Source organism: Pseudoruegeria sp. SHC-113 (assembly GCF_025376885.1).
GTDB lineage: Bacteria > Pseudomonadota > Alphaproteobacteria > Rhodobacterales > Rhodobacteraceae > Pseudoruegeria.
Window position 1 is genome coordinate 1,264,766 of record NZ_JAHUBR010000001.1, and the last position, 13,013, is coordinate 1,277,778.

Here is a 13,013-nt window from a genome sequence, read left to right on the forward strand (position 1 = left end):
GGCAAGCGCGGGATTGCACCTTCAAAACCGGGTGCCTAGGGTGGCGTCATGAAAATGCGTTCCGTCCTTTCCCCCTTTCCCCTCGCGCTTGCCCTGGCAGGCTGTGCGTCGCTGCAGATGCCACAGCTGGCGCCCACGCCAGAGGCGCCTGAAGCCACGGCGACAGCGGCCGATCCTGAGGCGCGCGTTGCGCCTGCAGATGCGGTGACGGTGGAAGAATTCGACACCACGACGTCTGCCGAACGCGCGGCCGCTGAAGCTGCCCCGGCCCCGGCTGGCGAGGCGCTTCTGGGCAAGACGGTCGCCTCGCTCGGCGATCCCACGCTGGGTGGGTTCTGGCTGGAAACGCCGCTCGTGGATTCCACCCGACAGGGACGCATCGAAAGCGCTGCTGGAAAAAGCGTGAACGTGGAGCTGCGCCCCATCGACGGCGCGGCGTCGGCCGGCAGCCGCATCTCGCTGGCCGCGTTGCGCCTGCTGGAAGTGCCGTTGACCGATCTGCCGGAGCTGTCCGTCTATGGCGGCTGAGCCCCTGCGGCTTCTGGATCCGGCCTGGGACTGGAGCACAGCGCAGGCCCGCTTCCGCTGGCAGGTGCCGGAGCATTTCAACATCGCCGAGGTCTGCTGCGATCGCTGGGCGCGCCGTGAACCGGACCGCCTTGCGCTGACCCACATTGGTGACGATGGCAGCCGCAGCAGCTGGAGTTACGGCCAGCTCAAGCTGGCCTCAGACAGGCTGGCGGCGGCGTTCCGGGCCGAAGGCGTGGGGCAGGGGGATCGCGTGGCGCTGCTCTTGCCGCAGGGCCCTGAGGTGCTGATCACCCATTTCGCCGCGATGAAACTGGGCGCGATTGTCCTCCCGCTCTTCACGCTCTTCGGCCCTGAGGCGCTGGACTTCCGCCTCTCCGACAGCGGCGCGCGCGTGCTGGTGACCGATGGCGCGAGCCTTGAGAAACTCGCCGCACTGCAGACGAGGCCGCAGGCTGTTTTCTGCACCGATCCCGCGCCCGCGCCGATCAGAAGCTTTGCGCAGGCCATCGATCACGGGCCGGGGCTCACTCAGATGGTGAACACCCGTTCAGAAGATCCGGCGGTGCTGATCTACACCTCCGGCACCACCGGCCCGCCGAAAGGCGCGCTCCATGCCCATCGCTTCCTGCTTGGCCATCTGCCCTGCATGGAGCTTGGCCATATGCACTTTCCGCAGCCCGGCGCCGTGGGTTGGACGCCCGCCGACTGGGCCTGGATCGGTGGGCTGATGGATATGGCGATGCCCTGCCTCTACTACGGCGTGCCGCAAATCTCGGGCCGGATGCGCAAGTTCGATCCTGACGCCGCCTTCCGCCTGATCCGCGAGGAGGCGCTCACCACGCTCTTCCTGCCGCCCACCGCGCTGCGGCTGTTGCGGCAGGCGCAGGTGCCTGCGGGGCTCTCTGTGCGCTCGATCACCTCGGGCGGCGAGAGCCTTGGCGCGGATCTGTTGCAATGGGGGCGGGACGCGCTGAACGCGCCCATCAACGAGCTTTATGGCCAGACCGAATGCAACCTCGTGATCTCCGGCAACCCCGAGATGATGGAGATCCGCCCCGGCACCATGGGCCGCGCCCTGCCGGGCCATGAGGTCGCCATCATCGACGCGCAAGGCACGCCCCTGCCGCCCAACACCGAAGGCGAGATCGCCGTGCGCGCGCCCGATCCGGTGATGTTTCTGGGCTATTGGAACCAGCCCGAGGCCACGGCGAAGAAATTCGTCAACGGCTGGCTGAAAACCTGCGATCTGGGGCGGATGGACGCCGAAGGCTACGTCACCTACGGCAGCCGCGATGACGATGTGATCACCTCTGCCGGATACCGCATCGGCCCCACCGAGATCGAGAACTGCCTTGCGGGCCATCCGGATGTGCTGGCGGCCGCCGTGGTGGGCGTGCCCGATCCTGTCCGCACCGAGGCCGTGAAGGCCTATGTGGTGCTGCGCGAGGGCGCGGCTTGGGACGGGCTGGAGGCCACGCTGATAGCCCGCGTGCGCGCGCAGGTCAGCGCCCATGTCGCCCCGCGCAGCGTGGAGCGGATCGCGGAAATGCCGATGACGGCCACCGGAAAAATCCAGCGCCGCGTGCTGCGCGCGCGCGGCTAGACAAAGCGCCGCCCAAGCCGCCCCAAAGCCTTCCCTTGCCCCCCGCGCGGCCCTTCCGTATACGCGAGGCGCATATGACCCCAAAGGGACAGGACCATGGCCAAAGTGAAGAAACAGCCCCGGCCCAAGGCGTTGCCGCCGAAGGGCTTCCGTGACTATTTCGGAAGCGAAGTGACCGAGCGCAAACATATGCTCGATCAGATCGCCGCTGTGTATCATCGCTATGGTTTCGAGGCGTTGGAAAGCCCCGCCGTGGAAACGGTGGAGGCGCTCGGCAAGTTCCTGCCCGATGTGGATCGCCCCAACGAGGGCGTCTTTGCCTGGCAGGATGAAGACGAAAGCTGGATGGCGCTGCGCTACGATCTGACGGCCCCGCTGGCGCGTGTTTATGCCCAGCACCGCAACGATCTGCCCACGCCCTACCGCCGCTACGCGATGGGGCCTGTCTGGCGCAACGAAAAGCCCGGCCCCGGGCGCTACCGCCAGTTCTACCAATGCGATGCCGACACGGTGGGCACCGCTTCCGTGGCTGCTGACGCCGAGATCTGCGCGATGCTCTCGGACACGCTGGAGCACGTGGGCATTCCGCGCGGCGATTACGTGGTGCGGGTGAACAACCGAAAGGTGCTGAACGGCGTGCTGGAGGCCATGGGGCTGCCTGAAGACGCCAGCACCCGCGATGACGTGCTGCGCACCATCGACAAGTTCGACAAGGTCGGCGAGGCGGGCGTGCGCCAGCTCCTGACCAAGGGGCGGCTCGATGCCTCCGGCGCTTACATCGACGGTGTAGGCCTGAGCGAGGATCAGGCCGAGCCGGTGATCGCCTTCCTTACCTCCAAGGCCGCGGATGTGGCGCAAACCTTCGCGAACCTGCGCGGTGCGGTCGGCGCGAGCAAGATCGGCGCGGAAGGCATCGCGGAGCTGGAACAGATCGGCGATCTTCTGGCCGCAGGCGGTTATGGTGCAGACCGGATCGAGATTGATCCAAGCGTCGTGCGCGGGCTTGGCTATTACACCGGCCCGGTGTTCGAGGCCGAGCTGACCTTTGAAATCTTTGACGAAAAGGGCCAGAAGCGGCAGTTCGGCTCTGTCTCGGGCGGCGGGCGCTACGACGATCTGGTGAAGCGCTTCACAGGCCAGCCGGTGCCCGCAACGGGCGTGTCCATCGGTGTTGATCGCCTTCTGGCCGCCCTGCGCGAGAAGGGTCGCATCCAGAGCGAGGCCACCGGCCCCGTCGTGGTGACGGTGATGGATAAGGCCCGCATGGCTGATTACCAGGCCATGGTCACCGAGTTGCGCAATGCCGGGATCCGCGCCGAGGTCTATCTGGGCAACCCGAAGAACTTCGGCAACCAGCTCAAATACGCCGACATGCGGCATTCGCCTGTGGCTATCATTCAGGGTGGCGACGAGGCCGAGCGCGGTGTGGTGCAGGTGAAGGATCTGGTGCTTGGGGCGAAGATCGCCCAGAGCGCCACGCTAGAGGAATGGAAGGCCCAGCCCGCGCAGACCGAAGTGCCGCTGGCGGATCTCGTGGCCGAGGTGCGCCGCATCCTTGCGGGCGCGGAGGGCTGACATGTCGATCAAACCCGATGCGCGCGCCGAGGCCCTGCGCCTGCGCGCCTTTTTCGAAGCTGCAGGCGCGGTGCCGGTGGAGGCAGACATCCTGCAACCCGCCGAAACGCTGCTCGATCTTTACGGCGAGGACATCCGCGCGCGTGCTTACGTAACGAGCGATCCCCTGCGCGGCGAGCAGATGCTGCGCCCGGATTTCACCGTGCCGGTGGTGCAGATGCATATGGCCGACGGGGCCGAACCCGCCCGCTACACCTACGCGGGCGAGGTCTTTCGGCGGCAGGAACAGGACACAGGCCGCCCCAGCGAATACCTGCAAGTGGGATACGAGGTCTTTGACGGCAGCGATCCGGCGGCGGCGGATGCGGAAGTCTTCGCGCTGTTTCAGGAGGTGCTTTCGCCCCTCGGCCTAAGGGCTGCGACGGGCGACATCGGCGTGCTGAAAAGCGCGGTGATGGGGCTTTCGACGACCGAGCGCCGCAAACGCGCCCTGCTGCGCCACATCTGGCGTCCGCGCCGCTTCCGTGCGCTGCTGGACCGCTTCGGCGGCAAGGCGCAGGCTCCGGCGGCCCGTCAGGCACTGCTGGCGGCTTTGGATCGCGGCGAGGATGTCTTTGCCAAGGCCGGGCCGGAGAACGGCTTGCGCAGCCGCTCGGAAGTGGAAGCGCGGCTTGCCGCCTTGCAGGAAGACGCCGCCGAGCCGCCGATCGCGGCCAGCGAAGTGGCCGTGCTGAATGACATCCTGTCGCTCAAGGAAAAGCTGCCCCATGTGGTGGCCAACCTCGGCGATATCGCCGTGGATCTTCCGGCCATCCTGCCTGCCGTGGAGCGGCTCAAACGCCGGATGGAGGCGCTCTCGGCGCGCGGTGTGGATGTGGCGGATCTGGATTTCGAAACCAGCTACGGCCGCACGCAGATGGAATATTATGACGGTTTCGTCTTCGGCTTCTACGCCACCAGCCGCGCCGATCTGCCGCCTGTGGCCACCGGCGGGCGCTATGACGCGCTCACCGAAGTTCTGGGGCGCGGCACGTCGATCCCGGCCGTGGGCGGGGTGATCCGGCCCGAGGTCGTGGCGCTTCTGCGCGCTGGAGGTGCAGCATGACGGTGAAGCTCGGGGTGCCCTCCAAGGGGCGGCTAATGGAAAAGACCTTCGACTGGTTCGGCGCGCGTGGCGTGAACTTGAGCCGGGCCGGGGGCGAACGCGAATATGCCGGCGCCGTCGAGGGCGTCGAGGGCGTTGAACTGGTGCTGCTGTCAGCGGGCGAGATCCCGCGCGAACTGGCCGCCGGGCGCATCCATCTGGGCGTGACGGGCACCGATCTGGTGCGCGAGAAGCTCGCCGCGTGGGATACGCGCGTGCAGGAGGTGGCGGCGATGGGCTTCGGGCAGGCCGACCTGATCATCGCCGTGCCTAACCACTGGGTGGACGTGGACACGCTCGACGATCTGGACGCCGCCGCCGCTGCCTTCCGGCGTACGCATGGCTTCCGGTTGCGCATCGCCACCAAGTACCACCGGCTGATCCGTGAATTCCTGAAGGAAAACGGTGTGGCCGATTACCAGCTCGTGGACAGCCAGGGCGCGACCGAAGGCACGGTGAAGAACGAAACGGCGGAAGCCGTGGCCGACATCACCTCCACCGGCGAGACCCTGCGTGCCAATCACCTGAAGATCCTGTCGGACGGTCTGGTGCATAAATCGCAGGCCACGCTGTTGAAGGCGCTGAACGCGCCTTGGACAACCGAAGACCGCGCGGCTTATGCGGCGCTGGTGGAAAAGCTGGGTGTGGCGGACTGAGGGCTGGTTGTTTAAAGGGCTGATTGGCGGTGTAAACCTAGAACAACGGTAGCGCCGTCCCGAGGGGAGGCGCATCGCGCCGCCCCGTGGGGGCGGGACGGCGCGGCCCGACAGTGCCTGTCGGGCGGAACTCTTTCGTACTAAGCCGCCTCGTGCAGCAGGATCGCGGCCTCGGAGGCCGAGAGATTGCGCCGGGCGTAGTCGCCGTAGGTGTGGGGGTCGGCCTCGATGCCGGGCAGCACCTGCGCCAGTTCGGCCAGCTGCGGTGCCTCGATCGCGCCAAGCCCGGTGTTGGCCGGGTGGAAGCTTTCGGTCTCCACGCCATTGGCCCAGACGATCTGATGCCGGTCCAGCAGCAGGTGAAAATAGGTCACCTCCCGCGCCGCCAGATCGCGCTGCACGCCGCGGTGCTGTAATAGATCACGCGCCGCAACGAGCACCTCGTCGCTGTTGAACAGCGCCTGCGCCTCGCGCCCGCGCAGAAGCATCCGGTGATCGGGCGAAACCAGCAGATCCTCGCGCGGATCGCCGTCGCCAAACGCCCCGGCGCGGATGCGGATCGGGCGGTAATCCGGCATCGCGTAAAGCCGCGCGCCGCTGATCCGGCGCTTGCCAACCCAGCGGATGGCTTGCATGCCGTCGTCCTTCGTCTGCAGCCTGTCGCCCTCGGTGAGCTCTTCCACAAGGCGCGGCCCGCGCTCCGTCAGGATCGTGGTGCCTGCGGTGAAGCAGATCACCCCCTGCGGCGCGTCGCTGCCCCGGCCTTGCCGCACGTCCAGCGCGCGGTGCACGACCCAAAGCTCCACGCCCTGCGGCGGCAGCTCGTTGAGGAACATGATCAGCGCGTTGCGCTGCGGCCCGGTGTCGATGATCGACGCCGTATAGCTGCGCCGCCCGTCGGTGACGGTAAAGCCCGCCTCCATCAGCGGCTCGTCATATTCAAAGTGGCCATCCTGGGGCGCGCCTGTGCCAGCGTTTTGCCCCATCGCCGCGCCCACCAGTTTGCGTACCGCGCGCGCCGCTGTTTTCCGATCCGCGCTTGCCCCGCCTGATCCGCCCAGAACCAACACGTTGCCGGGGCCGTCCACCCGGACAGCCTCCCCTCGCCAACGCCAAGTGGCGCCCACGACGAGGGCACGTGGATCCGCGGCCTGTTGGCCGTCGGTTTCTGTTTGGGTCCAGGAGATGACAAACGTGCCGCGAAAGCCCGTGTCCATACCTGTATGCCTGCCATTTTATTCTTTTTTGTGCCACGGACGGTAACACCGGCGAATCAGCGCGCAAAGCTTTTTCTGACCGATCTATACGGAAGAGGCAGGGCCGGGCGGCCGCTGTTGCACGGAGCCCGCAGAAACGACAAACGGGCGCCGAAACGCCCGTTCATTTCTGTACGGCGAGGCAAGCGCCGTCAGAAGGCCCAGTGCAGTCGCAGCGAGCCGACAAACTGGCCCTCGGATTGGGTCTCGAATTCCTCGCCGAGGTAGGAAAGCCCGTAGAAGAAGCCCGCGTTGCCTTGCTGCCAGTGGAAACCGGCGCGGGCGCGGGTGCGGAAATCCGTCAGCTCCAACCCGTCTTCTTCGGGCAAGTAGATCGAGTCAAACACCTTGGCAATGTCGGCGCCCAGCACGAAGGAGGTGCCGGGATCGAAATCGCGGGTGCCGCGATAAAGCTGGCCCGAGCTCACGTCGCGTAGCAGCAGTTCGTTCTGGCCGATCTTGCCGAAGATGTAGTCAAAGCCCGCGCGCACCAGCGTTTCCTCGCCCGCGCGGCCCTCGATGAAGGGGCGCAGCAGGTGGTTTTCGCCGAAGCGCAGCGGTTGCGCCATCTCGCCGGAAACAGCGCCGTAGAGCTTGTTGCCCAGCTGGTTGGCCAGCACAGCCTCGCTCGGGGAGGGGGCACTGATCCAGTCGTGCAGGATGTCCTGCAGGGAGGAAAGCCCGGTGTCCTCGCCCACGAGCACCAGATCGCCGCCGAGGCTGATCTCGGTGCCGCGCATCTGGAAGTGGCTGTGCGCGCCGAAGGTCAGCACACCGGCATAGCGGCGGTCTGTCGGGTCCACGAAGCCCAGCGTCTCGGGCTGCAGGATCTCGCCGCGAAAGCGCAGCTCCACCAATTCACCGAAGCCGGCCGGGCGGCGGCCTGTCCAATCCTCGCGGCCATAGACCTTGGACACCACATAGGAACCGGTGCGCCAGCGGTCGTGGCCATCGCCAATGAGATCGTTGGTGAGAAGGCGGCCGGTGCCAACGCCGCGCCAATCCTGTGCGAGTGCGGGTGCCGCAAGCGTGATCGCTGCGGACAGAAGCCCGATGAGAGCCTTGCGCATCTCTGCTCCTAACTTTGCCTGTAGAACTGCTTCTTTGTTGTTGCCGCCACTGTAGCGGAGCCATGTGGCCCAAAAAAGGCGGAAACCCCAAAAAAGCCGCGCCCGGAGCGGGGCGCGGCTTTGATTGAGGCTTGAGCACCACACTAGCCCTCAGGTTGCCGCGAAAACGGGCAGCCCACAAGACTATGTTAGCCGCATTTGCTGTGGCCGCAGGAGCGGCAGGTCATGCAGCCCTCGACCATCTGCATGTCATATTGCCCGCAGGAGGGGCAGGCCTTGCCGCGCGGGGCTTCGCCCACGGCAACAGCCTCGGCCTTGGGATCGCTCTTCAGCCCCATGCCTTCGCCCTCGATGAAGCCGATGGTGATCAGGTGGCGTTCGATCACGCCGCCGATGGCTGCGAGGATGGACGGAATGTATTTGCCCTGGATCCACGCCCCGCCGCGCGGATCGAACACCGCTTTCAGCTCTTCCACCACGAAGGAGACATCGCCGCCACGCCGGAACACCGCGGAGATCATCCGCGTCAGTGCCAGCGTCCAGGCGTAATGCTCCATGTTCTTGGAGTTGATGAAGACCTCGAAGGGCCGGCGGTGGCCGTTGATGATGATGTCGTTGATCGTCAGGTAGATCGCGTGTTCGCTGTCGGGCCACTTCAGCTTGTAGGTGTTGCCCTCCAGTGCCTGCGGGCGGTCCAGCGGCTCGGACATGTAGATCACGTCGCCGTGGGGCATCTGCGGCTCGTCATCGCCGGAAGCCACAACGGTGGGGGCGTCCTTTTCTTTCTTTTCTTCGCTGACGCTCAGCACCGAGCCCGTCACATCGTTGGGGCGGTAGGTGGTGCAGCCTTTGCAGCCGGTATCCCAGGCTTCCATGTAGACGTCTTTGAAATCCTCGAAGGAGATATCCTCGGGGCAGTTGATTGTCTTGGAGATCGAGGAATCGATCCATTTCTGCGCCGCCGCCTGCATTCGCACGTGATCAAGCGGGGCGAGCGTCTGGGCGTTTACGAAGTGATCGGGCAGCGGGGTGTCGCCGAATTTCTCGCGCCAGAGCTGCACGGCGTAATCCACCACTTCTTCCTCGGTGCGCGAGCCATCCTTCTGCAGCACCTTGCGCTTGTAGGCATAGGCAAACACCGGCTCGATCCCGGAGGAGACATTGCCGGCGTAAAGGCTGATCGTGCCGGTGGGGGCAATGGAGGTGAGCAGCGCGTTGCGGATGCCGTGGGTGCGGATCGCCTCGCGCACGTCGTCGTCCATGTGCTGGAGCGAACCGGAGGCGAGGTAGGCCTCGGCGTCAAACAGCGGGAAGGGGCCTTTCTCCTTCGCGAGTTCCACGGAGGCCAGATAAGAGGCCCGTGCGATTTGCTTCATCCAGGCTTCGGTCTGCGCGGCGGCCTCTTCGGAGCCATAGCGCAGGCCGACCATCAGCAGCGCATCGGCAAGCCCCGTCACGCCTAGGCCGATGCGGCGCTTGGCCTGGGCTTCCTGCGCCTGGGCTTCCAGCGGGAAGCGGGAGGCATCCACTACGTTGTCCATCATGCGGATGGCCATACGCACCAGATCATCCAGCGCGGCCTCATCCAGCGCGGCATTCGCCTCGAACGGGTTCTTCACGAGGCGGGCCATGTTCACCGAGCCCAGCAGGCAGGCGCCATAGGGGGGCAGGGGCTGCTCGCCGCAGGGGTTGGTGGCGGCGATCTGCTCGCAATAGGCGAGGTTGTTCATCTGGTTGATGCGGTCGATGAAGATCACGCCGGGCTCGGCGTAATCATAGGTGCCTTTCATGATCTTGTTCCACAGATCGCGCGCCTGCACCGTGTGGTAGACCTTGCCGTCAAACACCAGCTCCCAGCTGCCATCGGCCTTCACAGCCTCCATGAAGGCATCCGTCACCAGCACCGAGAGGTTGAACATCCGAAGCCGCGCGGGATCCTGCTTGGCGGTGATGAAATCCTGAATGTCGGGGTGATCGCAGCGCATGGTGGCCATCATCGCGCCCCGGCGGGAGCCCGCGCTCATGATGGTGCGGCACATGGCGTCCCAGACGTCCATGAAGGAGAGCGGCCCCGAGGCATCGGCGGCCACGCCTTTCACATCCGCGCCGCGCGGACGGATGGTGGAGAAATCATAGCCGATGCCGCCGCCCTGCTGCATGGTGAGCGCGGCTTCCTTCAGCATGTCGAAGATGCCGCCCATGCTGTCGGGGATCGTGCCCATGACGAAGCAGTTGAACAGTGTCACCGCGCGGCCCGTGCCTGCGCCCGCGGTGATGCGGCCTGCGGGGAGGTATTTGAAATCCTCCAGCGCTTCGTAGAACTTGCCTTCCCATGCGGCCGGCTCGGCCTCCACCTCGGCGAGCGACCGGGCGATGCGGCGCCAGCTGTCTTCCACCGTTACATCGACCGGGCTGCCGTCAGCGGCTTTCAGACGGTATTTCATATCCCAGATCTGTTCGGCGATGGGGGCGGCAAAGCGGGTCATTTCAGGCTCCGGTGAGTGGCGTCGGCATGGGGGTGTGATCTATGTCGAAAACACAGGCAGGCAATCTAGCAAAAGGGGGGCAGACCCACAAGAGATTGAAGCCGCCAATCGTGGTGCTACAATATCTATGAAATCTGGGGACGACTCTGTGGATAAACCTGTGAATCTTGTCAAACTCTGCGTCGGGGCCGAGGCGGTGGAGGATCTGGAGGGCTGGCAGGCGGCACGCCGGGCGGCGGATCCGGATTTCGAGCTGCGCCACGTGACGCGGATGTGGCCCAAGCGCGAGGCCGAGCTTCTGGCGGGTGGCTCGCTCTACTGGGTGTTCAAGGGCATGATTCTCGCTCGCCAGCGCATCCTGCGGCTGGATGAGGTGATCGGGGAGGACGGCATCCGCCGCTGCGGCATCGTGCTGGATCCGGACGTTGTGCGCACGGCCGCCGTGCCGCGCCGCCCGTTTCAGGGCTGGCGCTACCTCGCCCCCGCCGACAGCCCGCCCGACCTGCGCGCCCGCGCCGCACAGGAAGAGGCCCTGCCGCCGGAACTGAGCGCCGCGCTGGCCGAGATCGGCGTGCTTTAGGCCTTTCGCGGCCTTCTTTTGCTGCGCGTCCGCCTTTTGCCGTTGACACCACCCGGCGCGGCTGTATAAGCCCGCCATCCCGGCTCTCGCAGCCGGGCTATTCATTTGGTGTTGGTGGCCCCCGCAAGGGGATGCCTGTCAGCCGCAAGGTTAAGGACAACGCCCTTCATATGCGCCTTCGGGCGCGGACCTAACGAAGGAGATCAGCCGTGACCAAACGCACGTCTGCCAAGTACAAAATCGATCGCCGCATGGGCGAAAACATCTGGGGCCGTCCGAAATCCCCGGTGAACCGCCGCGAATACGGCCCCGGCCAGCACGGCCAGCGCCGCAAGGGCAAACTCTCCGATTTCGGCATCCAGCTGCGCGCCAAACAGAAGCTGAAAGGCTACTACGGCGATCTGACCGAGAAACAATTCCGCCGCATCTACAGCGATGCAGAGCGTGTGAAGGGTGACACCGGCGAGAACCTGATCGGCCTGCTCGAGCGCCGTCTGGACGCTGTTGTCTACCGCGCCAAATTCGTGCCGACTGTCTTCGCTGCCCGCCAGTTCGTGAACCACGGCCACGTGCTCGTGAACGGCAAGCGCGTGAACATCCCCTCCTACCGCGTGCAGGAAGGTGACGTGATCGAAGTCCGCGAGAAATCCAAGCAACTGGCCATCGTGCTGGAAGCCGCTGCCCTCGCAGAGCGTGACGTGCCCGACTACCTCGAAGTTGATCACTCCAAAATGACCGCCACTTTCGTGCGCACCCCCGGCCTGTCCGACGTGCCCTACCCGGTGGTGATGGAGCCCAACCTCGTCATCGAATACTACGCGCAGAACTAAGCCTCTGCCGCGACCCCGCGATTGGGAGGGCTGCGCATCCGGCGCGGCCCTCCTTTTTCGTTTCTTCCCCCCTTCCCGTGTATACTGCCCCTTTCTCCTCCCTCCCTTGCCGGCACAGTTCCGGCGCAAAGGACTGCCGCCATGACCGATGACATCGAAGCCAAAGCCGCCGCGCTCGCGGAGCGCATCTCTGCCGCGCCCGTGTTGAACACGGAGGCCGATGCGCAGGCTCGGGCAGCAGCGGCGCTCCTGCTGGACGCCCATGGCGTCGAGGCCATTGCAGCGGCTTTCGTGGCGCAATTCGTGGCGCAGGAAGCGGCTGCCGCGCGCAAGCCCGCCCGCGATGAGAAGAAACCCTCTGTGGCGCGCGATGAGTTCGCCGAGTGCTTCTGGGTGCGCCTGTCGCTGGGCCATGACCGCAAGGCGGAGGCGCGCTGGCTGCTGCCGATGCTGCTGACCAACGGCAAGATCGAAAAAGCCGCCGTGGGCGCGATCCGCGTGCGCGACGAGGAAACCTTCGTGCAGCTCGATCTCTCCTGCGAGGAGACCTTCTTCGCAGCCATCGGCGAGTCCATGATGCTGGAAGACAACATCGAGGTCACACGCCTTGACGGCGAGCCGAACTTTCCCTCTCGCGGCCCGCGCCCCGGCGGCCGCCCGGATCACCGTGGTGGGGATCGCGGCGGCTACAAAGGCGGCCGTGATGGTGACCGTGGCGGCTACAAAGGCAAACGCGACGGTGATCGCGGTGGCTATCAGGGTGGCTACAAGGGCAAGCGCGACGATGATCGCGGTGGCTATCAGGGTGGCTACAAGGGCAAGCGCGATGAGGATCGTGGCGGCTATCAGGGCGGCTACAAGGGTAAGCGCGATGACGACCGTGGCGGCTATCAGGGCGGCTACAAGGGCAAGCGTGATGACGACCGCGGCGGTGACCGTGGCGGCTACAAGGGCAAGCGCGATGAGGATCGCGGTGGCTATCAGGGTGGCTACAAAGGCAAGCGCGATGACGACCGTGGTGGCGACAAACCCTACGGCGGCAAACCCAAATCCTTCGGTGACAAACCCAAAGCTTATGGCGACAAGCCCAAGGGCAAGGGCTTTGCCAAACCGGGCGGCAAGCCTGGCCCCAAGCCGGCGGCGCGTCCGAACATGGCCGATGCCAGCGTCTCGCTGCGCAAGAAGGGCGGCGGGCGCCCCCATACCGCCAACAAGCGCGGCTAAGCTTCAGTCAATCCAATTGCAAACGCCGCCCCATGGGCGGCGTTTTCCGTATTCTGGT

The 13,013-nt window shown here is 65.6% G+C and carries 11 protein-coding genes; 8 read left to right on the top strand and 3 right to left on the bottom strand.

Annotated elements, in window-relative coordinates:
- Nucleotides 1–117: 117 nt before the first annotated feature.
- The 5 genes from KVX96_RS06265 to hisG all read left to right on the top strand — a co-directional run bounded on the left by KVX96_RS06265 (nt 118) and on the right by hisG (nt 5,509).
- A complete protein-coding gene (locus KVX96_RS06265) occupies nt 118–528 on the top strand; it encodes a hypothetical protein (protein WP_261193466.1) in 411 nt (136 codons plus the stop codon).
- Nucleotides 518–2,134 carry an AMP-binding protein gene (locus KVX96_RS06270; RefSeq protein ID WP_261193467.1) on the top strand — a complete coding sequence of 539 codons (1,617 nt, stop codon included), beginning with the start codon at nt 518–520 and terminating at the stop codon, nt 2,132–2,134. The genes KVX96_RS06265 and KVX96_RS06270 overlap by 11 nt, the downstream gene beginning before the upstream one ends.
- 96 nt (nt 2,135–2,230) lie before the next feature.
- On the top strand, nt 2,231–3,709 hold the full coding sequence (gene hisS, locus KVX96_RS06275; RefSeq protein WP_261193468.1) for a histidine--tRNA ligase: 1,479 nt from the start codon (nt 2,231–2,233) through the stop codon (nt 3,707–3,709).
- A 1-nt stretch (nt 3,710) separates the two neighbouring features.
- Complete coding sequence (locus KVX96_RS06280; RefSeq protein WP_261193469.1) at nt 3,711–4,814, top strand: ATP phosphoribosyltransferase regulatory subunit; 1,104 nt, start codon at nt 3,711–3,713, stop codon at nt 4,812–4,814.
- The gene (hisG, locus tag KVX96_RS06285) at nt 4,811–5,509 is read left to right on the top strand and encodes an ATP phosphoribosyltransferase (protein WP_261193470.1); all 699 of its coding nucleotides are present in this window, start codon (nt 4,811–4,813) and stop codon (nt 5,507–5,509) included. The genes KVX96_RS06280 and hisG overlap by 4 nt, the downstream gene beginning before the upstream one ends.
- A gap of 140 nt (nt 5,510–5,649) precedes the next feature.
- Here hisG and KVX96_RS06290 read toward each other — a convergent pair whose 3' ends face one another.
- The 3 genes from KVX96_RS06290 to KVX96_RS06300 form a co-directional block, all read right to left on the bottom strand.
- A complete protein-coding gene (locus tag KVX96_RS06290) occupies nt 5,650–6,726 on the bottom strand; it encodes a Hint domain-containing protein (RefSeq protein ID WP_261193471.1) in 1,077 nt (358 codons plus the stop codon).
- Between the two features lie 191 nt (nt 6,727–6,917).
- Entirely contained in the window at nt 6,918–7,835 is a 918-nt protein-coding gene (locus KVX96_RS06295; RefSeq protein WP_261193472.1) for a lipid A deacylase LpxR family protein, read from the bottom strand.
- 188 nt (nt 7,836–8,023) lie between these two features.
- Entirely contained in the window at nt 8,024–10,321 is a 2,298-nt protein-coding gene (locus tag KVX96_RS06300) for an adenosylcobalamin-dependent ribonucleoside-diphosphate reductase (RefSeq protein WP_261193473.1), read from the bottom strand.
- Nucleotides 10,322–10,448: 127 nt separating this feature from the next.
- Between KVX96_RS06300 and KVX96_RS06305 the strand changes: the two genes are divergently transcribed.
- The 3 genes from KVX96_RS06305 to KVX96_RS06315 all read left to right on the top strand — a co-directional run bounded on the left by KVX96_RS06305 (nt 10,449) and on the right by KVX96_RS06315 (nt 12,955).
- A complete protein-coding gene (locus tag KVX96_RS06305) occupies nt 10,449–10,901 on the top strand; it encodes a DUF1489 family protein (protein WP_409977085.1) in 453 nt (150 codons plus the stop codon).
- Nucleotides 10,902–11,110: 209 nt separating this feature from the next.
- A complete protein-coding gene (rpsD, locus tag KVX96_RS06310) occupies nt 11,111–11,731 on the top strand; it encodes a 30S ribosomal protein S4 (protein WP_261193475.1) in 621 nt (206 codons plus the stop codon).
- Nucleotides 11,732–11,872: 141 nt separating this feature from the next.
- Complete coding sequence (locus KVX96_RS06315) at nt 11,873–12,955, top strand: DbpA RNA binding domain-containing protein (RefSeq protein ID WP_261193476.1); 1,083 nt, start codon at nt 11,873–11,875, stop codon at nt 12,953–12,955.
- The last annotated feature ends 58 nt before the right edge of the window (nt 12,956–13,013 follow it).

Coding starts and splice junctions, on each gene's coding strand:
- KVX96_RS06265 (WP_261193466.1), top strand. CDS start 118: ATGCCACAGCTGGCGCCCACGCCAGAGGCGCCTGAAGCCACGGCGACA.
- KVX96_RS06270 (WP_261193467.1), top strand. CDS start 518: ATGGCGGCTGAGCCCCTGCGGCTTCTGGATCCGGCCTGGGACTGGAGC.
- hisS (WP_261193468.1), top strand. CDS start 2,231: ATGGCCAAAGTGAAGAAACAGCCCCGGCCCAAGGCGTTGCCGCCGAAG.
- KVX96_RS06280 (WP_261193469.1), top strand. CDS start 3,711: ATGTCGATCAAACCCGATGCGCGCGCCGAGGCCCTGCGCCTGCGCGCC.
- hisG (WP_261193470.1), top strand. CDS start 4,811: ATGACGGTGAAGCTCGGGGTGCCCTCCAAGGGGCGGCTAATGGAAAAG.
- KVX96_RS06290 (WP_261193471.1), bottom strand. CDS start 6,726: ATGGACACGGGCTTTCGCGGCACGTTTGTCATCTCCTGGACCCAAACA.
- KVX96_RS06295 (WP_261193472.1), bottom strand. CDS start 7,835: ATGCGCAAGGCTCTCATCGGGCTTCTGTCCGCAGCGATCACGCTTGCG.
- KVX96_RS06300 (WP_261193473.1), bottom strand. CDS start 10,321: ATGACCCGCTTTGCCGCCCCCATCGCCGAACAGATCTGGGATATGAAA.
- KVX96_RS06305 (WP_409977085.1), top strand. CDS start 10,449: ATGAAATCTGGGGACGACTCTGTGGATAAACCTGTGAATCTTGTCAAA.
- KVX96_RS06315 (WP_261193476.1), top strand. CDS start 11,873: ATGACCGATGACATCGAAGCCAAAGCCGCCGCGCTCGCGGAGCGCATC.